This window comes from Longimicrobium sp., from assembly GCA_036387335.1.
Classification (GTDB): Bacteria; Gemmatimonadota; Gemmatimonadetes; order Longimicrobiales; family Longimicrobiaceae; genus Longimicrobium.
Genome location: DASVTZ010000186.1, coordinates 50235 through 76566 on the forward strand (window position 1 = coordinate 50235; position 26332 = coordinate 76566).

General features: G+C 67.6%; 16 protein-coding genes. 8 read left to right on the plus strand and 8 right to left on the minus strand.

Going from position 1 to position 26332, the window contains the following annotated elements; all coding sequences use genetic code 11:
* The first annotated feature begins 68 nt into the window (after positions 1–68).
* From thiC to VF647_18685, 5 genes are all read left to right on the plus strand, one after another.
* Positions 69–1859, plus strand: a complete 1791-nt coding sequence (thiC, locus tag VF647_18665) for a phosphomethylpyrimidine synthase ThiC (GenBank protein ID HEX8454117.1) — start codon at positions 69–71, stop codon at positions 1857–1859.
* A 210-nt stretch (positions 1860–2069) separates the two neighbouring features.
* Positions 2070–3758, plus strand: coding sequence for a class I SAM-dependent DNA methyltransferase (locus VF647_18670; GenBank protein ID HEX8454118.1), 1689 nt, complete (start codon positions 2070–2072; stop codon positions 3756–3758).
* Positions 3759–4005: 247 nt separating this feature from the next.
* Positions 4006–5154, plus strand: a complete 1149-nt coding sequence (locus VF647_18675) for a hypothetical protein (GenBank protein ID HEX8454119.1) — start codon at positions 4006–4008, stop codon at positions 5152–5154.
* A gap of 11 nt (positions 5155–5165) precedes the next feature.
* On the plus strand, positions 5166–6182 hold the full coding sequence (locus VF647_18680) for an SIR2 family protein (protein ID HEX8454120.1): 1017 nt from the start codon (positions 5166–5168) through the stop codon (positions 6180–6182).
* A gap of 62 nt (positions 6183–6244) precedes the next feature.
* Positions 6245–9391: a type I restriction endonuclease subunit R gene (locus VF647_18685; protein HEX8454121.1), complete on the plus strand. Its 3147-nt coding sequence runs from the start codon at positions 6245–6247 to the stop codon at positions 9389–9391.
* Between the two features lie 218 nt (positions 9392–9609).
* Here the strand turns inward: VF647_18685 and VF647_18690 are convergent, their stop codons facing one another.
* Complete coding sequence (locus tag VF647_18690; GenBank protein ID HEX8454122.1) at positions 9610–10455, minus strand: thymidylate synthase; 846 nt, start codon at positions 10453–10455, stop codon at positions 9610–9612.
* 376 nt (positions 10456–10831) lie between these two features.
* On the opposite strand from VF647_18690, the gene VF647_18695 reads away from it, so the two are divergent.
* On the plus strand, positions 10832–11467 hold the full coding sequence (locus VF647_18695) for a CatA-like O-acetyltransferase (protein HEX8454123.1): 636 nt from the start codon (positions 10832–10834) through the stop codon (positions 11465–11467).
* 80 nt (positions 11468–11547) lie between these two features.
* On the opposite strand, the gene VF647_18700 is transcribed toward VF647_18695, so the two are convergent.
* Together VF647_18700 and VF647_18705 are read right to left on the minus strand one after the other, a co-directional pair.
* Complete coding sequence (locus VF647_18700) at positions 11548–12063, minus strand: hypothetical protein (protein ID HEX8454124.1); 516 nt, start codon at positions 12061–12063, stop codon at positions 11548–11550.
* A 24-nt stretch (positions 12064–12087) separates the two neighbouring features.
* The gene (locus VF647_18705) at positions 12088–12564 is read right to left on the minus strand and encodes a hypothetical protein (GenBank protein ID HEX8454125.1); all 477 of its coding nucleotides are present in this window, start codon (positions 12562–12564) and stop codon (positions 12088–12090) included.
* A 247-nt stretch (positions 12565–12811) separates the two neighbouring features.
* Here VF647_18705 and VF647_18710 point away from each other — a divergent pair, with 247 nt between their 5' ends.
* Together VF647_18710 and VF647_18715 are read left to right on the plus strand one after the other, a co-directional pair.
* On the plus strand, positions 12812–15289 hold the full coding sequence (locus VF647_18710) for a TonB-dependent receptor (protein ID HEX8454126.1): 2478 nt from the start codon (positions 12812–12814) through the stop codon (positions 15287–15289).
* A 222-nt stretch (positions 15290–15511) separates the two neighbouring features.
* Positions 15512–16198 (plus strand): methyltransferase domain-containing protein, encoded by a 687-nt coding sequence (locus VF647_18715; GenBank protein ID HEX8454127.1) that lies wholly within the window; start codon positions 15512–15514, stop codon positions 16196–16198.
* Positions 16199–16589: 391 nt separating this feature from the next.
* Here the strand turns inward: VF647_18715 and VF647_18720 are convergent, their stop codons facing one another.
* The 5 genes from VF647_18720 to VF647_18740 form a co-directional block, all read right to left on the minus strand.
* Positions 16590–20069, minus strand: coding sequence for a GAF domain-containing protein (locus VF647_18720; protein ID HEX8454128.1), 3480 nt, complete (start codon positions 20067–20069; stop codon positions 16590–16592).
* 239 nt (positions 20070–20308) lie between these two features.
* On the minus strand, positions 20309–21652 hold the full coding sequence (locus VF647_18725) for a serine/threonine-protein kinase (GenBank protein ID HEX8454129.1): 1344 nt from the start codon (positions 21650–21652) through the stop codon (positions 20309–20311).
* A gap of 75 nt (positions 21653–21727) precedes the next feature.
* Complete coding sequence (locus VF647_18730; GenBank protein HEX8454130.1) at positions 21728–22561, minus strand: DUF5715 family protein; 834 nt, start codon at positions 22559–22561, stop codon at positions 21728–21730.
* A gap of 72 nt (positions 22562–22633) precedes the next feature.
* Positions 22634–23812, minus strand: coding sequence for a PepSY-associated TM helix domain-containing protein (locus tag VF647_18735; protein ID HEX8454131.1), 1179 nt, complete (start codon positions 23810–23812; stop codon positions 22634–22636).
* Between the two features lie 99 nt (positions 23813–23911).
* Positions 23912–26257: a TonB-dependent siderophore receptor gene (locus VF647_18740; GenBank protein ID HEX8454132.1), complete on the minus strand. Its 2346-nt coding sequence runs from the start codon at positions 26255–26257 to the stop codon at positions 23912–23914.
* Between the last annotated feature and the right edge of the window lie 75 nt (positions 26258–26332).

Sequence of the window (26332 nt, forward strand, 5' to 3'; positions counted from 1 at the left end):
CGCCCGGCATCCGCCGCCACCCCCGCACCGCTCCGGATCACCCCGCTTCCGCAGCATGGAGACGCACGATGATCGACCGAGCCCGCCCCGACTCCGCCACCGCCCCGACCACCGGCGACTACGGCGACGCCTTCCCCGCGTCGCGCAAAGTCTACGTGGACGGCCCGGGCGGCATCCGCGTCCCCATGCGCGAGATCGTCCTTTCCGGCGGCGAGCCGCCGCTGCGCGTCTACGACACCAGCGGCCCCCTGGGCGGCGACGTTCGCGAGGGCCTCGCCCCGCTCCGCGCGGAGTGGATCCGGGCCCGCGGGGATGTAAAAAAAGTGCGTGAGTGCGTGAGTGCGGAAGTGCGCTCGGACCCAACGCACTCACGCACTCACGCACTCACGCACTCCTCGCTGATCCCCGCCTCGCTCCGCCGCCCCATCCTCCGCGGCACCGGCGGCGTCACGCAGATGTCCTACGCCCGCCGCGGCGAGGTCACCGCCGAGATGGAGTACGTCGCGCTGCGCGAGGGGATGAGCCCCGAGTTCGTGCGCAGCGAGGTGGCGCGCGGGCGGGCCATCATCCCCGCCAACATCAACCACCCCGAGCTGGAGCCGATGATCATCGGCCGCGGCTTCAAGGTCAAAGTCAACGCCAACATCGGCAACTCGGCCGTCACCTCCTCCATCGAGGAAGAGGTGGACAAGCTGCGCTGGGCCACCCTGTGGGGCGCGGACACGGTGATGGACCTGAGCACGGGCAAGAACATCCACGAGACGCGCGAGTGGATCCTGCGCAACTCGCCCGTCCCCATCGGTACGGTGCCCATCTACCAGGCGCTGGAAAAGGTGGGCGGCGTCCCCGAAGATCTCACCTGGGAGATCTACCGCGACACGCTGATCGAGCAGGCGGAGCAGGGAGTGGACTACTTCACCGTGCACGCCGGCGTCCTGCTGCGCTACGTGCCGATGACGGCCAGCCGCCTCACCGGCATCGTGAGCCGCGGCGGGAGCATCATCGCCAAGTGGTGCCTGGCGCACCACCGGGAGTCGTTCCTGTACACGAACTTCCGCGAGATCTGCGAGATCATGCGCGAGTACGACGTCTCCTTCTCGCTCGGCGACGGCCTGCGCCCCGGCTCCATCCGCGACGCCAACGACGAGGCGCAGTTCGCCGAGCTGCGCACCCAGGGCGAGCTCAACAGGATCGCCTGGGAGTTCGACGTGCAGACGATGAACGAGGGCCCCGGCCACGTCCCCATGCACCTGATCCAGGAGAACATGGACCGGCAGCTGGAGTGGTGCCACGAGGCCCCCTTCTACACCCTCGGGCCGCTGACGACGGACATCGCCCCGGGCTACGACCACATCACCAGCGCCATCGGTGCCGCGCAGATCGGCTGGTACGGCACGGCGATGCTCTGCTACGTGACCCCCAAGGAGCACCTCGGCCTCCCCAACCGCGACGACGTGAAGGCGGGCGTGATCACGTACAAGATCGCCGCCCACGCCGCCGACCTCGCCAAGCGCCACCCCCGCGCCCAGGAGTGGGACGACGCGCTGAGCAAGGCCCGCTTCGAGTTCCGCTGGCGCGACCAGTTCAACCTCGCGCTCGATCCCCAGACGGCGCTGGCATACCACGACGAGACGCTCCCCGCCGAGGGCGCCAAGATCGCGCATTTCTGCTCCATGTGCGGCCCCAAGTTCTGCTCCATGAAGATCACCCAAGACGTCCGCGACTACGCCGCCAAGCTGGAAGAGGCGGAGGCCGGGATGGCGGGTAAGAGCGCGGAGTTTAGGGAGCGGGGGAGCGAGGTGTACCTGCCGGTGGCCCGCACAGCCGCAGATGCGCAGGAGACGGTCGCGGCGGATTGACGCCGGCTGCGAGGTTGAGGACCCCGGAACGCGGGGGGCACCGGCTGGTGCCCCCCGCGCCGTTTGTCGCCGTTTGTCGCCGTCCGGCGTCGGGTTCTCGCCGTGCACCGCCCCGGCGACTTGCCGCGAGAGGATCTTCATGCTTTTTTACCAACGATGTTTCGCGTCTGACCCCTTCCGAGCGGCCTCCAAACCCCATCCGCCGTACAGATGACCACAGAGCAAGAATTTCTAAACGAGCTCGATAGAACGCTCTGGACTTCAGCGAACAAGCTCCTGCCCTCGCTGGATGCTGCTGTCTACAAGCACGTCATCTTGGGACTCGTGTTCCTGAAATACGTCAGCGACGCATTTGAAGAGCGCCAGGAGGAGTTGCGGGGGCATTTTACGAGCCCCGAGCACGACTACTATCTGCCGCGCGAGGACTACGACAGCGACGCGGCTTGGCAGGACGCCGTGGCCGCCGAACTGGAGCAGCGCGATTACTACGCGGAGAAGAACGTATTCTGGGTACCCGTGGAGGCTCGCTGGCAGTCACTGCGCGATTCCGCCAAGATCCCATCGGGCGCAGAGCTGCCGTGGATGCGGGCCGATGGAACACCTGAGCGGATGCGCAACGTCGGCTGGCTGCTCGACAACGCCATGGAAGCCATCGAGCGCGAGAACCCCAAGCTGAAGAACGTCCTGAACAAGGACTATGCCCGTCTGCAGGTCGACGGGGACAAGCTGGGAGAGCTGATCGACCTGTTCAGCAGGGCCAACTTCCATGCAAAGGAGCACAACGGCAATCCGCTGAACCTGAAGGGTAAGGACATCCTTGGCCACGTGTACGAATACTTCTTGGGGCAGTTTGCGCTGGCCGAAGGAAAGAAGGGCGGCCAGTACTACACGCCTAAAACGATCGTTTCATTGATCGTGCATATGCTGCGCCCATTCCGCGGCCGCGTATTCGACCCCGCAATGGGGTCAGGCGGCTTCTTTGTTCAGAGCGAAGAATTTGTTGAGGAGTTCGGCGGAAAGCTGGGGCAGATCTCCGTGTATGGGCAGGAGAGCAACCCCACCACCTGGCGGCTGGCGGCCATGAACATGGCCATCCGCGGCATCGAGTTCGATTTCGGCGAAGGCCCGGCAGACTCGTTCAACGCCGACCAGCATCCGGACCTGCGCGCGGACTTTGTGATGGCCAATCCGCCCTTCAATATGAAGGAGTGGTGGAACGCCAAGCTGGAGAACGACCCACGCTGGCAGTTCGGCACTCCGCCGCAGAACAACGCGAACTTTGCGTGGATCCAGCACATGCTTTACCACCTCGCGCCGGGCGGGAGCATGGCCCTTCTGCTGGCGAACGGGTCAATGAGTAGCAGCACGGGCGGGGATGGCGAGATCCGGACGGCGCTGGTGGAGCACGACCTCGTAGAGTGCATGCTGGCGCTCCCAGGGCAGATGTTCACGAACACGCAGATCCCCGCGTGCATCTGGTTCCTTACCCGCATGAAGGCTGCGCGTGAGGTGGACGGTCGCCAGTTCGCCGACCGCAGGCGCCAGTTTCTCTTTATCGACGCTCGGCAGATGGGATACATGAAGGACCGGGTACTGCGCGACTTTACCCGCGAGGACATCCAGCGCATCGCACGTACCTTCCATGAATGGCAGCAGGGTGAGGGCTACGAGGACGTGCCGGGCTTCTGCAAGAGTGCCACTTTGGAAGAGGTACGTGTGCACGAGCACGTGCTCACGCCCGGGCGTTACGTGGGTGCGAAGGACATTGAGAGTGACGATGAGCCGTTTGGGGAAAAGATGGTACGATTAACGGGGATATTACAGGAACAGTTCGCGGAGGGGGCGCGGTTGGATGAGCGCATCCGGGAGAATCTGGCGGCGTGTGGTTATGCGGTTTGATAGAGTGCTCCTTCGGACTCTGATCGAGGAAACGCGGGATGGTGACTGGGGACCTCAGCACGAGGCTCCTGGGAGTGTGCCGTGCCGCGTAATAAGAGGTGGTGATTTCCCCGATGTTGAGAACGGGGCTGTTTCAGGCGTCCCACTTTGTTATCTGAAACCCTCATCCATCGCACGACGGACACTCCAGCCTAACGACATAGTCATTGAGACGGCCGGCGGTGCTCGCGAAAGACCCACGGGGCGCGTGCTGCTTATTTCCGCCGATCTCCTAGAGGAGTTCGAGTATCCAGCGACTTGCGCAAGCTTCGCTCGGTTCATCCGTATAGATTCGAGGAAAGTTAATCCAAAATATGTGTTCTGGTATCTGCGATGGATGTACAATGCCGGGATGATGTGGGAGCACCAGGTCCAACACACGGGCGTTGCTCGGTTTCAGTTTACGAAGTTTGCTGACACTGTAGAAATTGCGCTCCCATCTCGAGAACACCAGGATTCGGCAGTCGACATTCTCGACTCGTTGCATCACTCCTTGCTCCAAAACCGACGGTTCAATAAGACACTCGAAGACATCGCGCAAACTATTTTCCGAGCTTGGTTTGTCGATTTTCTACCGGTGCGCGCAAAGATGGTTGCGCGGAGCGAGGGGCGCGACGTGGTACGCGCCGCCATGTGCGTGTTGAGCAGCAAGGCTGAGGATGAGCTAGACGAAATGCCGAAGGAGCGATATGAGAAGTTGGCCGAGCTTGCGCAACTATTTCCAGAAGCATTGGACGATTCGGAGATTGGAAAGATCCCGCGAACGTGGCAAGTTGAAGCTCTACAGACTGTAACAGCCAGCTTAGCTCGCGGCATTTCGCCTAAGTATACAGACAAGGCGGGTATACTTGTGATAAATCAGAGGTGTATCCGCGATAACGTGCTCGACTTGTCCAAAGCTAGACGGCACGATTCAAATGTGCGTGGCATTCGCGGACGGGAGCTCTGCGTTGGAGATGTGCTCGTGAATTCAACTGGAGTTGGAACTCTGGGGCGTGTTGCCCAAGTGTTCCATCTAGATGAACCTACAATTGTCGATTCCCATGTAACCGTCGTGCGTAGTGGCCCGTCGATTACATGGAACTTCCTTGGTCTTGAACTCGCTCGCCGCCAATCTGAGATAGAGCAGCTAGGAGAGGGATCCACCGGACAAACGGAACTGAACCGCTCAAAGCTGGCCGGGCTACTGACTATTGTCCCTCCTTGTGAGGTTTTGGGACACTTCGACGCGCTTACTACGCCCTTGCGGGAGCGTATCTCGTTGGGCCTCAGGCAAAATGAAACGTTATCTGAGCTCCGGGACAGCGTGCTACCCAAGTTGATTTCAGGGGAAATCCCCCTGAGACACCCGATTTGAGGAGCGGTTCAGTGGAATTCCTCCGCTCCCTCTACCACGACGAGTTGAACAGTGAAGGCGATGTCAACATCGTCGGATCTGTCTTCCAGCGTAGTCGTATCTTGTCTGAACTTGAACCGGCGACGTACAAGCTCTCGTACGATGAGTGGGTTGGACAACGCAAACAGCGGATGCTCGAACGGTCTGAGGACATCCTTGCCTCGCACGTTAATGCAGATCGCTTTGCAGCACTCAAGCGCGCTTATCAAAGAGGGACGGTGTTGCCATTCGTGGGAGCTGGGATGTCGATGCCTAGCGGGTATCCAGATTGGACTTCCTATCTCTGGAGTGTTCAGGCGGACTCACATGTAGCGGAAGACGACATCGAGAGGCTCTTGAGCAATGAGGACTACGAAGGTGCTGCGCAGACTTTGTATGATGATTTGGGCTCGAACCTCTTTTCGGAGCATTTGCAGGCCCGATTTGGGTGCGATAACGAGATCTGTGGGCCCATTCAATGGCTTCCCGTCCTGTTTCCCGATTCGCACGTAGTTACCACCAACTTCGATACCGTCCTTGAACGGGTTTTCGCTCGCTCACAACAAGGATTTGACCGTGTGGTACTCGGCAACTCGCTACCCGAGGCCGTTCGGTTGGTAGCCGAAGGGGGGCGCGTGCTAATCAAGATGCACGGCAGTTGCGAGGCCACCGCCGATCGTGTCTTGCTCGCGAGTGAATACGGCCGCGTATACGCCGACGAGGGGGCGGTGAGGCGGTTTTTTTCACGCTTCATATTCGGCCGTTCGCTGCTGTTTCTAGGGTGTCGACTTACTGTCGATCGGACGCTACGCGCGATGCAGGACGTTGTCGCGGAGGAAGGCGGCGCGAACCTCCCACGCCACTACGCCCTCATGGAACTTGCTGACGGAGTCGATCGCGTCGCCCGTACGAAGGAACTCGCCACTTCCAACATCTTCCCGATCTGGTATCCAGCGGGTGAGCACGATGAATCCATTGAAGCTTTGTTAGTAGCGCTAACGGAGGCGTGATACGTCAGTCGAATAACGCCGAGCCCCATTCGGGGCACCTCGGCAATGAGCTTACGGCGCAAATGATGACCGAGCACGAACTCGAGCAACTCTGCCTCCAATGGTTTCGCAGCGAAGGCTGGCAGACCGCGCATGGGCCAAATTTGACGGCAGACGGCGATTCCCCTGAACGCAACGACTTTCGAGAGGTGGTGCTTCAGCGCCGGCTGCGCAGTGCCGTTGCTCGGATCACACCGCATCTCCCTGATGCCGCCATCGAACAGGCGGCGCATGCCGCGGCCCACGTAAGCCATCCGCTGCTGATCGAGCGCAACCGGCTCTTCCATCGCCTGCTCCTGGACGGCGTGCCGGTGGAGTACATCGACCGAGAGCGGAAGCGCACGGATCTGGCGCGGCTGATCGACTTCGAGCACCCGGCGCGCAACGATTTCCTGGTCGTGAGCCAGTTCACCGTGAAGGGCACCAAGCAACTGCGCCGCCCGGACCTGGTGGTGTTCGTGAACGGGCTTCCGCTGGCGCTAATCGAGCTCAAGAACCCGGCGGACGAGAACACCGACGTCTGGGACGCGTTCAACCAGGTCCAGACCTACAAGGACGAGCTCCCGGACCTCTTCACGACCAACGAGGCGCTGGTCGTGAGCGACGGCGTGACCGCGCGTATCGGATCGCTGAGCGCCGACCCGGAGCGGATGCTCCCGTGGCGTACCATGCGGCACGAACGCGACCGCCCGCTGCTGGAGTTCGAACTGGAAACGCTGGTCCGGGGCTTCTTTATGCCGGAGTTGTTCCTGGACTACGTCAGGTATTTCGTCCTGTTCGAGCAGGACGGCGGCACGCTCACTAAGAAGATCGCGGGCTACCACCAGTTCCACGCCGCGCGAGAGGCGGTGCGGGCCACCGTTGTCGCCACGGCTTCGCCCGCATCGGGCGTGGAAGTGCACGAGCCGATCTGGGTGCGTGACCACGAGGTGCTGCCCGGGTCGCACAAGGCAGGTGTCGTGTGGCACACGCAGGGCTCGGGCAAGAGCATCACCATGGCGTTCTACGCGGGCAAGCTGCTGCAGCAGCCTGAAATGCGGAACCCGACTCTCGTGGTGGTCACTGACCGCAACGACCTAGACGGACAGCTCTTCGGCACTTTCAGCGCCGCCGCCGAACTTCTGAAGCAGACGCCGGAGCAGGCCAACAGCCGCGAAGAACTCCGTGAGATGCTGGCCGCCCGCACGGCTGGCGGGATCATCTTCACGACCGTTCAGAAGTTCACGCTGCTGGAAGGCGAGGCCGCGCATCCGCGGCTCACCGACCGCGGAAACGTAGTCGTGATCTCGGACGAGGCGCACCGCAGCCAGTACGGCAAGGCCGCGCGCCTCGATCCCAGGACGGGCCGTTACGTCTACGGGTACGCCAAGCATCTGCGCGATGCCTTGCCGAACGCGACGTTCATCGGCTTCACCGGAACGCCCGTGTCGCTGGAGGACCGGGACACCCGCGCGGTGTTCGGCGACTATGTCAGCATTTACGACATCCAGGATGCGGTGACCGATGGGTCCACGGTCCCCATCTACTACGAAAGCCGCCTGGCGAAGCTCGACATCAACCAGGCCGAGATCGAGCGCCTGAGCCGGGAGGTGGAGGAGGTTGTCGAGGACGAGGAGGACGTCGCCGCCCGGGAGCGGGCCAAGAGCGAGTGGGCCACGCTCGAAAAGCTGGTCGGGGCGGAGCCACGGCTCAACCAGGTAGCCGCTGATCTCGTGCAGCACTTCGAGGCACGGCTGGAGGTGCTGGAGGGCAAGGGGATGATCGTGTGCATGAGCCGTGACATTTGCGCGAGCCTTTACAACGAGATCGTCGCGCTTCGTCCCGACTGGCACGACCCGGATCCTGAAAAAGGCGCCATAAAGGTGGTGATGACCGGCTCCGCGTCCGACAAGAAGCTGCTGCAGCCGCACCTGTACACGAAGCAGGTGAAGAAGCGGCTTGAGAAGCGGTTCAAGGACCCCGCCGATCCGCTCCGGCTCGTGATTGTCCGCGACATGTGGCTCACCGGCTTCGATGCTCCGCCGTGCCACACGATGTACGTGGACAAGCCGATGAAGGGGCACAGCCTGATGCAGGCCATCGCCCGCGTCAACCGCGTCTTCCGCGATAAGCCGGGCGGTCTGGTGGTGGATTACATCGGCATCGCCAACGAACTGAAGAGCGCGCTGAAGACCTACGCAGATGCCCGGGGACGCGGAGACGCCACGCTCCGGAGCGAAGAGGCGCTCGCCATCGTGCTGGAAAAGCTGCACGTGCTCGCGGGGATGATGCACGGCCTGGATTATCGCGCGTACGAAACGCAGGCGCTCAAGCTTTTGGTGCCCACGGCCAACCACATCCTGGGCCTGAAGGACGGAAAGACGCGGTTCTTGGACACGATGGCGGCGCTCATGCCCGCGTATGCGCTCTGCGCGACGCTCGATGATGCCGCCGAAGTACGCACGGAGGTCGCATTTTTCTCGGCGGTCCGGGCCGCCATCCTCAAGTTCACCACGGTGGAGCGGAAGCGCACGGAGGCGGAGAAGCACAGCGCGCTCAAGCAGATCCTCGACAATTCCATCGTCGCGACGGGCGTAGACGACATCTTCGCCCTGGCTGGGTTGGAGAAGCCGAATATCGGCCTCCTCTCCCCGGAGTTCCTGGAGGATCTGAGGCACATGCCGGCCCGAAATCTCGCCGTGGAGCTGCTCGAAAAGCTGCTCCGGGACGAGATCCGCTCCCGCAGCCGTACGAACGTGTTGCAGGAGAAGAAGTACGACGAAAGGTTACGGGAGGCGCTGCGCAAGTACCACAATCGTGCAATCGAGACGGCGCAGGTCATTGAGGAACTGATCCAGATGGCCAAGGAGTACCAGGCCGAGCTGGAGCGTGATGCGAACCTCGGTCTGTCCGCTGACGAAATCGCGTTCTACGATGCGCTCGCGAACAACGAGAGTGCCGTTCGGGAACTCGGCGACGAGGTGCTGAAGAAGCTCGCTGTCGAGATCACACAGAAGCTCCGTGAGAGCGTGACGATCGACTGGCAGAAGCGCGAAGCCGTGCGCGCGCGGCTCCGCATTCTGGTTCGACGGTCACTCCAGAAGTGGAAATATCCGCCTGACAAGCAGCCTGGCGCTGTGGAGCTCGTTTTGGAACAGGCGGCTGCCCTATCCGACCGCTGGACCCGGTAAGCCGCTGCCGTACGACGATGAGACGCTGTTGGCGGAAGGCGCCAGGATCGCGCACTTCTGCAGCATGTGCATCCCCAAGTTCTGGTCCATGAAGACCACCTATGGCGTCCGCGACTACGCCGCCCGAGCCGCCGCTCGAGGCCCAGCTGCTCGGGCGTGTCGTCGCGCCGGTCCTGCTCCGACGCATCCGCGGTCTGCCCTGCCGCGCCCACACGCAGTCATGTCCGCGGACCAGACACGGCTTGGAAGTCAGCCATCTCATGAAGCCACTTGAGGATCGCACTGTTGGTAGAGTCTGAATAGATATCGTTGAGGACAGTCGCCGCGTCGGCCACCTGCGGCATGGTGTCGTCCAGTTTGGGACGTGCGGCCAGCGTATTGTCCGCCAGATCGGCTGTCCGCACGTAGATCTGGCTGAACGTCGCTACAACGGCTGTAGAGCCCAAACGTATCGCAGGCGCAATTGGCAGAAGGCTATAGAACAACAGCTCAGTGACGAACGCGAAGAAGGCAAGGTCGTACGGCACTCCCCAGACTACGTCGACACTTCTCATGTAGACCCGGCAGTTGAGGTAGTCGTCCGCAACGAAAAAGTGCGCCGCCACTGCGCACGGGAAATCGGCGCCGTCCGGGTCCTTGTGCCATGGCTGATTGATGTTGATCAGAGCCCTGCGAGACTGGAGATTCCGCGAGAGGCAGTCCAGCACCCACTGGAACTGAGATTGGCCCCTGGGCCGCTCGTGAAAGACGTAATAGCCGTAGTTCGAATTCACATATCCATACTGGTCAGCAATTTCACGCCAGCGCCTGGCAGCCTGCTGAAGTCCATCGCGAGCCCGTAGAGATCCGCGAAAATACGCCAAAAACTCTCGCGCCAGATACTTGAGCGAATCCGGGGCACGCAAGGTGAGCAGCCGGCGCCTCGAATCGGAAAGGAGGAGGGTAAGATCGTGCACCTGCTGGGCCGGCCCCTGCCTGGTCTTCACCGCATACCCGTGCGTTTTGATAAATTTAATCGCTTCAATACACAAGACGTCCATGGAGCTGGCCGTAATCACGTTCATGCGTAGCGTCTCCGGAGATCTGGACGGTGTAGACGAGCGGTGAGAAGGGGCGGGGCCCCGCTGAGGGTGCTGGTATCTACTTGCGGCAAGCGTGGGCGTCAACCCGAGGCCTGCGTTCGCACTTCGCCTGCGACTGTACAACTCCAAAGTATGGCACGAATGGGCGCCATGAATCGAAAAGAGGACGAAGGGATGGACTCCAGGACGTACGTGGGGGTCTGGACCCGGCGGGCTTACTGGCCGTCGCGCAGGCGGAGAGCACGATGGGGCAGGACGTAACGGTCCGACTGCTGCATGCGGCCGATTTCTGGCTGTGCGGACAACCCGGCTGGCTCGCGGACCGGCTCGCCCCTCTCGTGCTCCCGGAGTGAACGCGGTGGCGCACTACATCGACCTAGACCGCTGGGCCCGGCGGGAGCACTTCCACCTGTTCCGCGGCTACGACCGCCCGCACTTCAGCGTCTCGACCGAAGTAGACGTGACGGCGCTGTACGAGGCATCGCGCCGCCCCGACGGCCCGTCGTTCATCCTGGCGACGCTCTTCGCCGGGATGCACGCGGCGAGCGCGACCGAGGCGTTCCGGCTGCGCATTCGCGGCGAGCGCGTGTGGTGCCACGACACGGTGTCGATCGGGTGCACGGTGCTCCGTCCGGACCGCACCTTTGGCTTCGGGTACTTTCCGCACGATCCGTCGTTCTCGCGCTTCGCCGCCGCCGGACGCGCGGAGCTGGAGAGGGCGCGCGCGGGGACGGCGCTGCTGGAGGACGCGCGCGAGGACGACGATGCCTACCTCCACAGCACGGTGCTGCCGTGGATCCGCTTCACCTCCTTCACCAACGCGCTCCGCCGCGAGGACTCCGTTCCCAAGCTCGTCTTCGGCAAGCGGTTCGCGGACGGAGATACGTGGCGCATGCCCGTGGCCATCGAGGTGCACCACGCGCTGGTGGATGGCATCGACGTGGGCGAGTTCCTAGAGCGATTTCAGGCGCTGCTCGCGAATCCGCCGGGTTGATAAGACAGAGGCGCGGAGGGGGTTCCCTCCGCGCCTTGTAGTTCTCTCTGTGCCCTCTGTGTGACGCGCTGTTCCCTCCCTCAGCGAACTTCGACGTACTTCTCGAGGCGCGCGACTTCCGCCTTGTCCACGTACTTGCCGATCTCGCGGCGGAACTGCTCGATGTTGCGGTACGGGCGGTACTCCTCGAACTCGTGCTGCATGCGCGGGCCGACGCCGGGGATCAGGAGGATCTCCTCCTTAGTCGCGCTGTTGAGGGCGATCGGCTTCCACACCCTGGCGTACACGGCCTTGCGCTGCGGCTCGCCCAGGCGCGCGGCGAGCACGCGATCGACGGCGAGCATGTCGGCGTAGGGGCGGCCCTGGATCAGCGCATCGGCGGCGGCGGCGTCCAGGCCGGCGGCGGTGAGCTGCTCGCGCGTGGCGGTGTTCGGATCGACCATCGCGCCCTCCGCGGCCGGAGCGGCGGTGGTGTCCGCGGCGGGCGCGGGGGCGGGCGGCGTGGCGTCCGGGGTGGCGGTGTCCTGCTCCGGTGCGTCGCTGCCGCACGCGGCGAGGAGCGTGGCGAGTACGAGGGCGGCGGCGGTTCTGTGCATCGGTCCTCCGTAGTTGGATGAAGTTCAGCGCTTCGTGCGGCGCAGCGCGGGGTGCCGGTACGCCAGCGCCAGCCCCACGAGCCCCAGCTGCGCCAGCGCGCCGGGGGCGAGCGCGGGAGTGGCGCCGCTGAGCGATTCCCAGAGCAGCGCCGTTCCCGTGAGCGCGGGATCGGACTCGCGCTCGAACTCGGCGTTGCCCAGCAGGTGAAGATACGCGCCGAGCGCCCCGGCCACGACGTACACGGCCATCACGGCCCGGAACGCCAGCAGCACCACGCGCCCCGGCCGCAGCGCCACCGCGGCCGCCACGACGAGGCCGGCGGCGAGGAGGGCGAGCGGCGTCCACTGCCACACGTCCTCGTAATGCTCCAGCAGGAGCAGCTCGGCGGTGAGTCCCACGATCCCCACCAGCACCACCGCGAGCAGGATGCGGCGCAGCACCGACAGCGCCTCGGGCTCGTGCGGCGGCGGAGATCCGGTGGTGAGCTGCGACTCGTACATTCGACTATCTCGGAACGGTTCGGCATCGCGATCCGCCGGAGAATATCCCGCGCGGACGGATCAGGCAAAGACAACGGCGCATCACACAGAGCCACAGAGGGATACAGCGAGAACGGCGGGAGGGTTCGTCATCAGGCTCGCCAAACGTTTGGAGCGGGGTGGTTGTAAGGAAGTGGGAAAGCACGAAGGGCGGCGCGGTTTCGTTCGGGACCCGCGGCGCCCCGGACCCTCATGCGGGATGTCTGAGTTGAGATATACGGGAACGATTGCACTCATAGTGGCGCTGGGCGCGGGCGGCGAGCTGGCCGCGCAGGGCACGCCGGGGGGACGGACGGGAGCGCAGGCACCGCAGGCCGCCGGGCAAATTCGCGGGACGGTGGTGGATGCGGCGACGGGCCAGCCGATCCGCTCCGCCTCGGCCGAGGTGCGCAGCGCGGCCGACTCCTCGCTCGTCAACGGGGCACTCACCGGGGCGGACGGGGCGTTTCGCATCGAAGGGGTGCGCCCCGGGCGGTACTACCTGCGGGTGACCGCGCTCGGGCACCAGGCGTCCACGCGGCCCGGCATCGCCGTCAGCGCGGAGACGCCGGTCGCCACGCTGGGGACGATCCGGCTGGCCGCGAGCGCCGTGCAGCTCGAAGGCGTGACCGTCACCGCCGCGCGGCGCGAGGCGGCGCTGGCGCCGGACCGCAACACCTACACGCTGCGCGACATGCCCGCGGCGGCCGGCGGCAACGCGGTCGATGCGCTGCGCAACGTGCCGTCGGTCGAGGTGGACATCGACGGGCGCGTGAGCCTGCGCGGCAACGAGAACGTCGTCGTGCAGATCAACGGCCGCCCGTCGCCGATGCGCGGCGAGCAGCTCGGCGCCTTTCTCGCGCAGCTCCCCGCCAACATGGTGGACCGCGTGGAGGTGATCCCCAACCCGTCCGCCAAGTTCGATCCGGAGGGGATGGCGGGGATCGTCAACGTCGTCCTGCGCCAGAACACGGACCTGGGGACGAGCGGCGGCATCACGGCCGGCGGGGGCACCACGGGACAGGTGAACGTCTCCGGCAACCTGGGCTTCCAGAAAGGGCCGCTGACGCTGTTCGGCAACTACGGCTTCATGCGCGACGACCGGGAGACGACGGGCTTCACCTTCCGCGAGAACCGCTACCTCACGCCGCTCACCTACCTGGAGCAGGACGCGGCGGGTGCGTTCGCGCCGATCTCGCACACGCTCAACACCAGCGCCGAGTACAAGCTGGCGAGCCGCGACGTGCTCCACACCAGCCTGCTGCTGAGCACCCGAAGCTCGGACCGCAACGACCTCAACGAATATCGCGAGTTCGGCTCCGCCCGCGAGCTGCTGGGGATCCGCGACCGGCGGACGGACGAGGAAGGGAGCGAGCTGCGGCTGGACTACGTGCTCGGCTACCGCCACACCATCCGCCCGCGGCAGAACGAGTTCGCCACCGAGCTGCGCTTCAACCGCAACGGCGAGGACGAGCTCACGCGCTACACGGAGCAGGCGATGCTGCCGGACGGCACCGCGGCCGACGCGCTCCCCTTCCTGGAGAGGCAGGGGAACGACGAGCGCACCCGCAACTGGACGCTCACGGCCGACTACACGCGGCCGCTGGGCGAGCGCGTGCGGCTGGAGACCGGCTATCGCGGAACGCTGCGGCAGCTGGACAGCGACTTCACCGCTTCGCTCTTCTCCTACGACTCCGATGCGTACGAGGTGGACGCGTCGCGGACCAACGCCTTCGCGTACGACGAGACGGTGCACGCCGGCTACGGGGTGCTCGCCAGCACGGTGGGGAGCTTCGACCTGCAGGGAGGGCTCCGCCTGGAGCGGGCCACCAGCGAGTTCGACCTGGCCACCACGGGCGAGACGTTCGAGAACAGCTACAACTCCTTCTTCCCCAGCGCGCTGGTTGCCTACAACCTGGACGACTCGCGGCAGCTGAAGGCGAGCTACTCCAAGCGCGTGGAGCGTCCGCGCACGCAGCAGCTCAACCCGTTCGGCCGGGTGGAGGACCCGCTCAACGTCTTCCGCGGCAACCCGTTCCTGAAGCCGGAGTACACGCACTCGTTCGAGGTCGGCTTCCAGCAGTCGGGCGAGCTGGGCACCATCCAGCTCACCCCGTTCTACCGCCACGCCACGGACGCGGTGCGGCGCTTCACCACGGTGGACGATGCCACGGGCGTGGCCACGACCACCTTCCAGAACGTCGCCACGACCGACTCGTACGGCGCGGACTTCAACACGTCGATCCGCCGCGGGCGCCTCACGGGCTTCGGCGGGCTGAGCGCCTTCCGCCAGGTGACCGACGCGAGCAACGTGGGCACCGGCGTGGGGAGCGATGCCTTCGGGTGGTCGGCGCGGATGAACGCCACGTTCAAGATCACGCCGCGGCTGGATGCGCAGGGCTTCCTGATGTACCGCGCGCCGATGGCCACGGAGCAGGGGCGTGTGTCGGGGCGGCAGATGTTCAACCTCGCCCTGCGCCAGAAGCTGATGGGCGACCGGGCCAGCGTGAGCCTGCGCGTGGTGGACCCGTTCAACACGATGCGCTTCCGCTCGCTGACCGAGGACGAGCGCTTCTACCAGGAGACGGAGCGCCGGATGGGTGCGCGCGGCGTCTTCCTGAGCTTCAGCTACAACTTCGGCCAGCAGCCGCGCGTCCGCCGCGAGCAGCAGCCGGAGCGCGGGGGGGACGAGGAGGAGGTTCCGTAAGGGGCCCCCCACCCCCAGCGTCGCTCCGCGACGCATCCCCCTCCCCCGAAACCGCCCGGGGGAGGGGGTTTGCGTAGGTCTGTGCCTTGCGCAATGATCTGGTAGGGGCGCGATTCATCGCGCCCGTGCCCGACGCTGCTCCGCCGCCCGCATGTCCGCACGGTGCCGATTGCCCGCCCGCTGTGGCCCTCGCCGGAACGGCGCTTGCGCCCGGCGCGGGGCATGAGCGCATCCGCCACGCGGCCGCAGGTGCTGCAGACCGAGTCCGGGGAGTTCCCGCTTCACGAGTCCCGCCTGGGCTTGGCCGGGCACGAGTGGACGATCCTGCACACGGGCGTGGTGCTGACCCACGACGACGAGCAGCACTTCCTGCGCGAGTTCCGCGACCGGCTGCCGTACGGCGTCGCGCTCTGGCCCGCCGCCATCGCGCTGGCCCACGACGTGGCCGGGCGCGCGGATGGGCTGCGCGGCGCCCGCGTGCTGGAACTGGGCGCGGGTACCGGGCTTCCGGGGATCGTCGCCGCCTCGCTCGGCGCGCGCGTCGTGCAGACGGACCGGCACGAGATGGCCATGTCCGTCTGCAGGCACAACGCGGTGCTGAACGGCATCTCCGCCATCGAGCACCGCATCGCCGATTGGACCGCCTGGGACGATGCGGTGCGCTACGACTGGATCATCGCTTCGGACATCCTGTACGGCGAGTCGATGCACTCTCACCTTCGCCACATCTTCGTGAGCAACCTCGCCCCCGGCGGCCGCATCCTCCTCTCCGACCCGTTCCGCGCCCCCAGCCTGCGCCTGCTGGAGTCGCTGGAAGCCGGCGGCTGGCGCATCTCCCTCACCAAATGGAACCTAGGCGAGGAGACCTCGCCGCGGCCGATCGGGGTGTTCGAGTTGGAGGCGGGGTAGGACACCGGCGGTTGAAACCGCTGCAACAACCGCGGGATGCCTGCCTTCGCAGGCTCGCCTGGGCGGGATCAGCGCTGCATTGCCGGGGGATGCGCCACCGGCGGATGCGCACCGGGGGCTGAAGCCCCCGGCTGGAACCACGGGAGGGCGGCTGAAGCCGGCTCGAAGGCCGAGGTCAGTCCGCGAAGGCGGACTTCGTGTTTTTCCAGCGGCGAATTCATTCGCTCCTGGGACGGCGGCGGCGGAGCCGCGTCGGGCACGGGCAGCCACGTGGGGCTGCCCTACGGGATCTGTTTTGTGCGGGAGAGGTTCAGGAAGAGGACGGTGAGCGAAGGCGGATGGTGGCCGGCGAGTCCGCGAAGGCGGACTTTGTGCTTTTGTAGCAGCGAGTTCACTCGCCACTACCACCAGCCCCCGGCAGCACCAGCGTGAAGGTGCTCCCCTCGCCGGGGGCGCTGCGGACGGTGAGGTCGCCGTTCATGGCGCGGGCAAGGTCGCGGGAGATGGCGAGGCCCAGGCCCGTGCCCTCGCTGGGGTTGTTGAGGGCGCGGCCCACCTGCACGAACGGCTCGAAGATGGCGTCCAGCTTGTCAGGCGCGATGCCGATTCCCGAATCGCTCACCTCGATTTCCACGCGCGCGCCCATGCTTCGCGAGCGGACGCCGATGCGGCCGCCGGGGTCGGTGAACTTGATGGCGTTGGAGAGAAGGTTCACCAGGATCTGCCGCAGCTTCTCGCCGTCCGCGAACGCCGTCAGCGGGGCCGCCTCGGTCTCCAGCACGAGCGAGCGGGCGCGCACCTGCGGCAGGACCAGCGACTCCACTTCGGCGATGGCGGCAGCGACGTCCACCACCGCCAGGTCGTAGTGCACGGCGCCCGTCTCCAGGCGGGCGTAGTTGAGCACCTCGTTGATGAGGCCCAGCAGGTGCTTCTGGCTGCGGCGGATGCGGAGCAGCGCCTCGGCCTGGGCGGGGGTCACGGGGCCGTGCACTCCCAGCTCGATCAGCTCGGCGTAGCCGTCGATGGCGTTGAGCGGGGTGCGCAGCTCGTGGCTCATCGTCGCCAGGAACTCGCTCTTGCTGCGGTTCGCGCTCTCCGCCTCGGCGCGGGCGCGCTCGGCGTCGCGAAAGAGGCGCGCGTTGTCGATGGCCACCGCCGCGCGGCTCGCCAGGTCCTGCACCAGCTCCAGGTCACGCGCGTCGTAGTGGCGCCCCGACTCGGTCATGCACAGGGTGAGCGCTCCCACGGTGAGGCCGCGCGCGTTCAGCGGGACCACCAGGAAGGAGGAGAAGTGCAGGGCGCGCAGGATCGCCAGGTGCTCCTCGTCGCGGGCGCCGGCGGCGAGCATCTCGTCCGTGACGTCCGGTACGAACAGGGGCGTGCCGGTGCGCAGCACGTTCGCGAAGCCGGTCTCAGCCGCCCAGTCGGTGGGGTAGCGCTCGGCGAGCTCCGCGGCCAGCGCCAGCTTCGCCGGGTCGCGGTGGACGACGGCGAGGCGTTCGATGCGCGGCGGCCACTCGCGCGCCGCCGGGTCCTCCACCACGTCCACCGCGCACCAGTCTCCCAGCCGGGGCACCGCGGCGTCGGCCACGGTCCGCAGCGTCGCCTCGTAGTCCAGCGAGGCGGAGAGGAGCTGGCTCGCTTCGGCCAGCAGGTCGGAGGCATCCTGTGCGCGCCGACGCTCGGTGATGTCCTGGAAGACGAGCGAAACGCCGGCCGGCGCGGGATAGATGCGCGCCTCCACCCACCGCCCAATCACCGGGCTGAACCCCTCCACCTGCGTCCCCACGCCGGTCGACAGCGTGCGGAGGACGGCCTCGTGCACGGGCGATCGTGGCGCGTCGGGGAACGCCTCCTCCATGCGCCGCCCCAGGAGATCCGCCGCGCGCTGGCCCAGGAGCGCCTCGGCGCGCGGGTTCACGTAGGTGTAGTGGAGCTGCGAGTCCAGCGCCACGAACGCGTCCTGGATCGTCTCCAAGAGCGCGGCGTGCCACTCCGCCTGGTGAAGCTCCACCTCGTGCAGCCGCGCCCGCTCCAGCGCCAGCGCGCACTGCTCGCTCAGGGTGGAGAGAAAGGTGCGCGTGGCGTCGTCGAACTCCTGCGGCTCACGGAAGCTGAAGGAGAGCGCCGCCAGCGTGCGCTCCCCCACGGTCGCCGGCACCGCTACGAACGCCTGGAAGCCGAGCTTTTCCAGGTCTTCCGTGGCCGTGGGAAAGACGCGCGCCCATTCCGCGGGCGTGCCGATGGCGATCGTCTCGCGCCGCAGCGCCGCCTCTGAGAGCGGCTTGCCGGGCTCGACCGGGAAGGTGCGGTACCGCTCCGCCACCTCGGCGCCGTACCCGCGCGTCCGGATGATCTCGAAGCGCTCGGGCCGCCCGTCGGCATCGGAGTGCACCAGCGCCAGCGACCCGGCGTCCGCGACCACGGCGGCGAGCCCGCCCTCCAGGATCACGTCGGCGATCTGCGCGCGCCCCACCGCCTCGTTGAGCTGCGCGGTGAGGCGCTGCACCCGCCGCGCGCGGTCCGCGGCGCGCTCGGCGAGGGCGCGGGACTCGCGCTCCGCCTCCACCAGCCGCGCACGCTCCAGCGCCTGCGCGCACTGGCGCCCCAGCGCCAGAAAGAAGTCGCGGCTCTCCCGCGGGAAGGCGCGCTCTTCCGTAAAGGTGAACGCGATCGCCCCGATCGTCTCGCCGGCCATCGTGAGCGGGACGGCAGCCACGGCGCGGGTTTCGAGCGTCGTTCCGTTCCTGGGGAAGCGGCCGCGCGCCTCCTCTCTGGTCTCGATGAAGAACGCTTCGCCCGTGCGCACGCTCGCCGCCGCGGGGCCGGGCGTGTCGAGCGGGAAACGCGCGTGCTCGCGGAAGACGTCCTCCGGCAGCCCCTTCTGGCGCAGAACCACCACCTCGCCGCCGTCGCGCAGGGCGAGCAGCCCGGTGGCCGCGCCGGTCGCCACCACCCCCTGCGCCACCACGACCTCCGCCACGTCCTCGGGCGTTGAGCTGGCGGCCAGCGCCACCGTCAGCTCCTGCAGCCGGCTGGTGAGGTCGCGCGCCTGCTCCACCTCCTGCCGCGCGAGCACCTGCTCCGTGACGTCCACTCCGTGCGCCAGGATCCCGGAAACGGTCCCGTCGGGGCCGTCGAGCGGCTGGTAGACGAAGTTGATGAAGTGCCTGGAGGGCGGCTCGTCCCGCGTGCGCTGGTAGACGACGGGCGCTTCGGTGGCCGTGTACGGCTTGCCGCTGCGGTACACGTCGTCCAGCAGGTCGATGTAGCCCTGGTCCACGAGCTCGGGGAGGGCTTCGCGCGCGGTCCTTCCCAGGAGGGGCCGGTCTCCCGCGAGCCGGCGGTACAGCGGATTGGCGAGCTCGAAGACGTGGTCCGGCCCGCGCACGACGGCGATGTACGACGCGGCGTGCTGAAAGACGCTGGTGAGCCGCGCGCGCTCCAGCTCCAGCGCCTCCACGAGCCCGCGCCGCTCCGCCTGCACCCGCCGCTCCGCCACCGAGTCGCGCACCTCCACGATCGTCCCCACCCGCCGCCCCGCCTCGCGGATCGGCGACGCGCTGTACGCGACGGGGTAGAAGCGGCCGTCGGGGTGCACGAACACCTCTTCACCCTCGGCACGCGCGTCCTCGTCGAAGGCACGCTCGATGGGGCACTCGCCGATGGGATACGGGCGCCCGTCCGGCCTGGTGTGGTGGATGACGTCGTGAAGCGGGCGGCCCTGCACGTCGGCGAGCGTGTAGCCGGTGAGGCGCTCCGCGGCGGAGTTCATGAACGTGCAGTGCTGGCGCTCGTTCAGGATGAAGAGCGCCGGTGCCGCGTTCTCCGCCGCACCTCCGGGGTGGCGGCGATCGGTCAGGGTCTGCAATCGCGTGTTCCGCAGGGCGGCCGGGCCGTCCATTGCCCGGGGAATCGTGGGGCGCGACCGCGTTGGGGCGATCGGGCAAGCGGGAGGACGGTAGCAACTTCCGTACTCCCTACCAAAGTGACCAGCGGGTCTCACGCGGAGGCGCGGAGACGCGAAGAGAGAACTGCAACCGCGGCCTCACACAGAGGCACGGAGGGAACGGAAAGAGTACAGGAAAGACGCTGCCCCCGGCATCATCATCAGTGCGCGGCGGATGGTGGCCAGCGGGGCGCCGCCGCTGCCCACTCCTCCGCCTGGGACTTCAATGCGTGCGCACGCTGGTCCAGACGCGGATCAGTTGCGGGTGGCTCGTGGCGCGCGAGCTCGCCCCGTGCGGTGAAGTAGTAGCGATGGATGGTTCCGCCCGCGTCAGCGCTGGGCTCGGAGGCGAAGCGGAGTCCGTGGCGGTCGAAGTACATCTCGCTCGTGCCGGCGGGGATGCGCGTGACGAGCTTGCGGACGCCTGAGCGGTCCAGGTACGCCATCACCCGGCGGTTGGGGTTGTAGCGGCGCGTCATGCGGCCCGCGCTCGCGTTGACTTCGCGGAAGACGGCGCGCGCGGCGGCGACCGCTTCAGCCTCGGTTTCCACGGGCGCGGGGGCGGCGCGCGGACGGTTCCACGCCCAGAGCGCGACTCCGAGCGCGAAGACGGCGAGCATCGCGAGGAGCGCGGCGCGCGTGGTAGGACGGCGCACGGGGGCTGGCTTCGCGAGCGGCGCGAGGTGGCGAAGAGCGTCACCCATCGCGGCGCAGTCGGGGAAGCGGCGGGCGGGGTCGGGTTCCAGCGCGCGGCGGAGGACGGCGGCGAGGGCGGGGTGCTCGCGGTCCAGCGCGTCGAGGGTGGCGGCGGGGTCTTCGACTGATCCGCCCGCGAGCGCCGCGACGGCGGTGAGGCCGAGCGCGTAGACGTCGGTCGCCGGCGTGGTGGGGTCGCCGGCCTCCTGCTCGGGGGCCGCGAAGCCGGGGGTGCGCGGGTTCCCGCCGCCGCCGGTCAGGTGGGTCACGGTCGATGCGCCCCCGGCGCCCGGCTGCGCGATCCCGAAGTCCAGCACCTTGATCAGCGTCGAAGCGCCGGTGCCCGTCACGAACAGGTTCCCTGGCTTCACGTCGCGATGCACGACGCCGCGCGCGTGCCCCGCCGCCAGCCCGTCCGCCGCCTGCGCCAGGATTCCGGCGAGCTCCTCCGGGCCCGGGCGCCACCCGTCGGCGATGCGCGCGCCCAGGTCATCGCCCGCGAGCAGCTCCATCACGAGGAAGTCCAGGTCCAGCTCCGCATCGACGCCGTAGTCGTGGACGGTGGCGACGTTGGGGTGGGCGATGGAGGCGGCGGTCTTGGCCTCGCGCAGGAAGCGGGCGCGCAGCACGCCGCGCGCTTCCCGCGAGATGCCGGGAGGCGCCGTGACCACCTTGAACGCCACCTCGCGCTCCAGGCGCAGGTCGTGGCAGCGGAACACCGCGCCCATCCCGCCGCTCGCCAGGAACTCGTCCACGCGGTAGCGCTCGGCCACTACCCGGCCGACCAGGAGCTGCTCGAAAGAGGTCAACGGACGGAAGCGGTGGTGGTAGGGGCGCGATTCATCGCACCCGTGTCCGGGGCGGCACCGGTCACGGCGGCCGGGTCAGCGCCCCGCCAGCCGCTGCCGCACGGTGAAGTGGTAGACGGGCTGCCGGTCCTCGATCATGACGTGCAGCATCTCGCGGGCGCGCAGCTCGATCAGGGTGCGCCCAAGCTCGCCCTGGAGGACCTTGGCGTACTCCTTTCCCAGCTCCTCGAGCGTGTCGCTCTGGGCCCCCGCGCCGACGGGAACGGCGAAGCGCTCGTGCGACACGTCCATCGTGGTGCCGAACTCGTGCGCGCTCGCCGTCTGCGACGCGTACGAGTTGATCTTTCGCAGCTCCGCCTGGGTGGAGCCGGTACGCAGCGCGGAGGTCACCTTCATCCGGTAGCGCGGGATGCCCAGGCTGTCGAGGCGCGCGTGGAAGCGGCGCCCCACCTGCAGCAGGAGGGCGCGCGCATCTGGCGTCACGTATGGCACCGAGTGGTCCATCTTGCGGAGCACCCAGTACTGCGTGCTGTCCCCCAGCGCCACCAGCCGACCCTGCCGCACGAGCTGTTGAATCTGGGCGTCCGCATAGGCGCGCACCCCGAGAGCCTGCGCGGTGGCGACCTGCGTGCGGTTGACGTCGCGCCGCAACCAGCCGATCTCGCTCGCCCCCAGCGGCCTTCCCCGCGCGAACGCGGCCCGCACCGAGTCCGGGCGCACCGCCGTTGCCGGGTTCTCTGCGGGCGGTTGGGAGGGCGCCTGCGCCGAGGCGGGCTGCTGCGCCGTCGCCGTGATCGCCGGCCGCGTCGCCTCCGCATCGTTGTCCGGATCGTACTCGTGGTCGCCGCCGGAGCACGCCGCGAGCACCGCCATCATCCCCGCCGCCATCCACCTTCGCATATCGAGCATCGCAGCCCTTTTCGTAAGCCTTTCAGGAAAGCGGCTCACGGTGGGCCAGATGCATGCCAGCCCGCGGGCGTCTCAGGCTGCTTCGACCTTCACCCGCTCGCGCGTCGTGACGGGGCGCGTACGCCGCCGCCCACGCCAGGCGCTGAAGCGGCGGAGGCTGAGGGAGAGGCCGGTCCACACCAGGAAGGCGGCACCGAGAGAGACGATGCCTGCGAGGGTCTGGCCCGGGATGCCGAGGACCTCGCCGGTGTGGGCGAAGCGGAGGATGGAGCGCATGCGGCGGCCGGGGGAGGTGGCGGCGAAGGGCTCCCACTTCGTCTCGCGGCCGGTGGCGCGGTCGAGGGTGAGCTGCGCGCGCTTGTGCGGCTCGCCGCCGTTGCCGCGGTCGATGCTGAAGACGAACGGCGCGTCCGGCTTGCGCGGAAGGTTCAGCGTGATGATGCGCCACCCCGGCACCCGCTGCGTGACGCGCGGCCAGAGCGCATCCACCCCCGCGAGCGCGACGGCCGCGGGGACGCCCGCGCCACCGGGACGCCCGCCCCCCTCCGCGGGCGCGGGAGCCGACTCGCCGGCGGCGCGGTACACGAGGTTGCCCGCCCACTGGTACGAGATCACGACTCCGGAGAGCACCACCACGAAGAGCGGCACCGCGCACCAGAAGCCGATGGTGTTGTGCCAGTTGAAGTCGCGCGCCTTGGGACGCAGCCCTCGGCGGAACCAGGTGATGCCGCGCAGCATCCGGCGGCTCCACTCGCTCGGCCACCAGAGGTAGAAGCCGCTCACCACCAGGAAGAGGAAGGCGAGGTTGCTGGCGCCCGTCACCATCTTGCCGAGCGCGCGTTTCTCCTCGCCCGCGCCGAGCCAGCGGTGGAGGTCGGTGACTTTGCGGAAGAAGGCGCGGGCCCCCACCCCGCCCTCCCCCAGCACCTCGCCCGTGTACGCGCTGGCGAACACGGTGCGCTCCCGTCCGAACGCCACCTGCACCGGCGTGTCCCGGCCCGCGCGCCATGTGAGCGCCGTCGGCTTGCCCTTTTCCGTGCGCAGCACCCGCTCCACCAGCGCCGCCGGCGCAAGACGCTGCGCCCCCGCCGAGGGCGGCGCCGCCTCCAGCGTCCGCATGTCCGCCCAGAGCGTGATCTGCCGCTGGTACGTGAGCAGCACGCCCGTCACGGACATGATCAGCACCACGACGCCCGCGAAAACGCCCGCGACGAGGTGGCACCAGAAGATGAAGTTGCGGAGGGTGCGCATTTCGGTGTGGAGGAAAAGAGAAAAGGTGCGTGAGTGCGTGAGTGCGTAAGTGCGCTGGATCCAAACGCACTCACGCACTAACGCACTCACGCACTTCTGTTACCTACGCGTACTCACCGACACCCTTACCGTCCGCGACGCGCCGGGCATGATGTTGTTGTTGCCGTGCGAGGTGGCGTAGTAGCGCTCGTCCAGGACGTTCTCCACGTTGAGCTGCGCGCTGGCGCGGGCGCCGAGTCGCAGGAAGAGCGCGGCGTCGGCGCGGGTGAAGCCGGGGAGCGTCACGGTGTTGTCGATGGCCGCGAACATGTCGGACTGGCGCACCACCCCGACCCCGAAGCCCAGCGCGGGGATGAGCTGCACCCGGTTCCAGAGCGCGAACGTGCGGTGCGGGACGAGCGCCACGCGCTGGCCCGCCTTCGCCGCGCTCGTGGTGCTAGTGATCTCCGCGTTCTGCGACGCGAAGCCGGCCACCACCTGCCACGACGAGGTCAGGTCGCCCGACGCGCCGAGCTCCCAGCCCGTGGTGCGCTGGCTCCCCGTCTGCACCGTCTTCTTGGGGTCGACGGGGTCCGGGGCCGAGGTGTTGTCGCGGTCCAGGCGGTAGAGGGCGCCGGTCAGGGCGAAGCTCGGGCGCACGTCCCACTTGGCGCCCACCTCGCGGTTGGTGAACCGCTCCGGCTCCAGCGTCTCCGTCGTCGCGTTCAGCGAGCTGAACTGGTCGCCCGAGCTGGGCAGGTACGAGACGCTGTAGCTGCCGTAGACCGACACCGGCTGCACCGGCTTCAGCACCAGCCCCGCGCGCGGCGACACCAGGTCGTCGCGGCGGTCGAGCACCTCGCCGTTGCGGAAGTTCACGACGCCGATGTCGAAGCGCTCGAAGCGCACCCCGCCCACGAGCTGCAAGAAGCGCGTGAGCTCCACCTGGTCCTGCACGTACACGCCGGCCACCGAGGTCCGCGCGCGGTTGTCCGCGTCCGTGGCGCTCTGGCGGAAGGTGATGGGCGTGGCGACCGTCGGCTCGCCGATGGGGGCGGTGAAGGAGGCCGCGTTGTCGTTGTAGAACCCCGTCTCGCGGTAGTTCTCCGTTTGCTGCCGCCCGATCTCGACGCCCGCCAGCAGCGTGTGGCGCACGGGGCCGGTGGCGGCTTCCACGATGACGTCCGTCTGGTTGAACAGGTTGGCGCGGTCCGTACTGTTGTTGTAGGCGGAGAGCGCCACCTGCGTGCCGGCCGCGTTCACCGCGCCGGGGTAGCTGTTCTGGTAGAACTTGTCGTAGGTGGCGTAGCGCGTCCGGTTGCGCAGCGTGATGCCGCCGCGCGTGCGGTGCTCCAGCACGCCGCCCAGCGAGTGCACCCGCACCCGCGCGTAGCTGGAGTCCGGGTTGCCGAAGAAGGTGGTGATGTCCCCGTCAGACGGGCGCCCGTTGAACGACGGGAGGCCGCGGTCGACCGAGCGATGGTCGCTGAAGAGCTCGTATCCCGCGTGGAAGGTGGTGCGCGTGCCGAGCGCGAGCGCCAGCGTCGGGTTGATGCCGTAGCGCTCCAGCGAGGCCCGGTCGCGGAAGCCGCCCGAGTTCTCGTACATCCCGTTGAAGCGCAGCGCCACCGCGCTCCCCAGCCCCTGCCCCACGTCCACCATCCCGCGGCGGTGGTCGAAGGAGCCGCCCTCCATCGTCACCGCGCGCGTGGGCGTCCACTGCGCCTCCTTGCTGACGCGGTTGAGCACGCCGCCGCCGCCGCCGCGCCCAAAGATCATCGCGTTGGAGCCCTTGAGCGCCTCCACCCGCTCCACGTTGTACAGGTCGCGGTAGTACTGGGCGTCGTCGCGCACGCCGTCCACGAAGAAGTCGGCGGTGGAGCTGTTGCCGCGGATGGTGGGGGCGTCGCGGTGCCCCTCCCCCTGCCCCATCGTGATCCCGGGAAGGTAGCGTGCCACGTCGCCCATCCCCTGCATCGCCTGATCGGCGATCAGCTCGCGCGTCACCAGGCTCACCGACTGCGGCACGTCGCGCAGCGGCGTCTCCGTCTTCGTGGCGCTGCTGGTGCGCGCCGCCGCGTACCCGCGGTTCCGCGTGCCGACGACGGTCAGCGGCGTCAGCGTGTACGCCGCCGTTCCGCCGCGCGTGACCTGCGCGATCCCGTTCTCCGCGATGAAGCCCCTCAGCCCCGTCCCCTCCACCAGCCGGCCGAGCGCCTCCTCAGGCGTGTACGCGCCGGCGACGGCACGCGACCGCACCCCCGCCGCCGCGGCCAGGTCGGCGCGCACCGGCACGCCCGCCTGACGCCCGAACTCGCGCAGGGCATCGGCGAGCGGCTGCGCCGGAATGTGGAAGCGGATGCTCGCCGGGGCCTCGGCGGGCACGGCGGCGGAAGAGGCGGACTGGGCCGCGAGCGGGGCGGTGCACAGCAGGCACGCCGCCCCGAGAAGGGTGATCTGTCGCATCGGGTCGTCGGGTGGAGCGAAATATGTTGAGAACGATTCTCAAACGCATATTATCCCCGTCCTCCGCCCGACGCA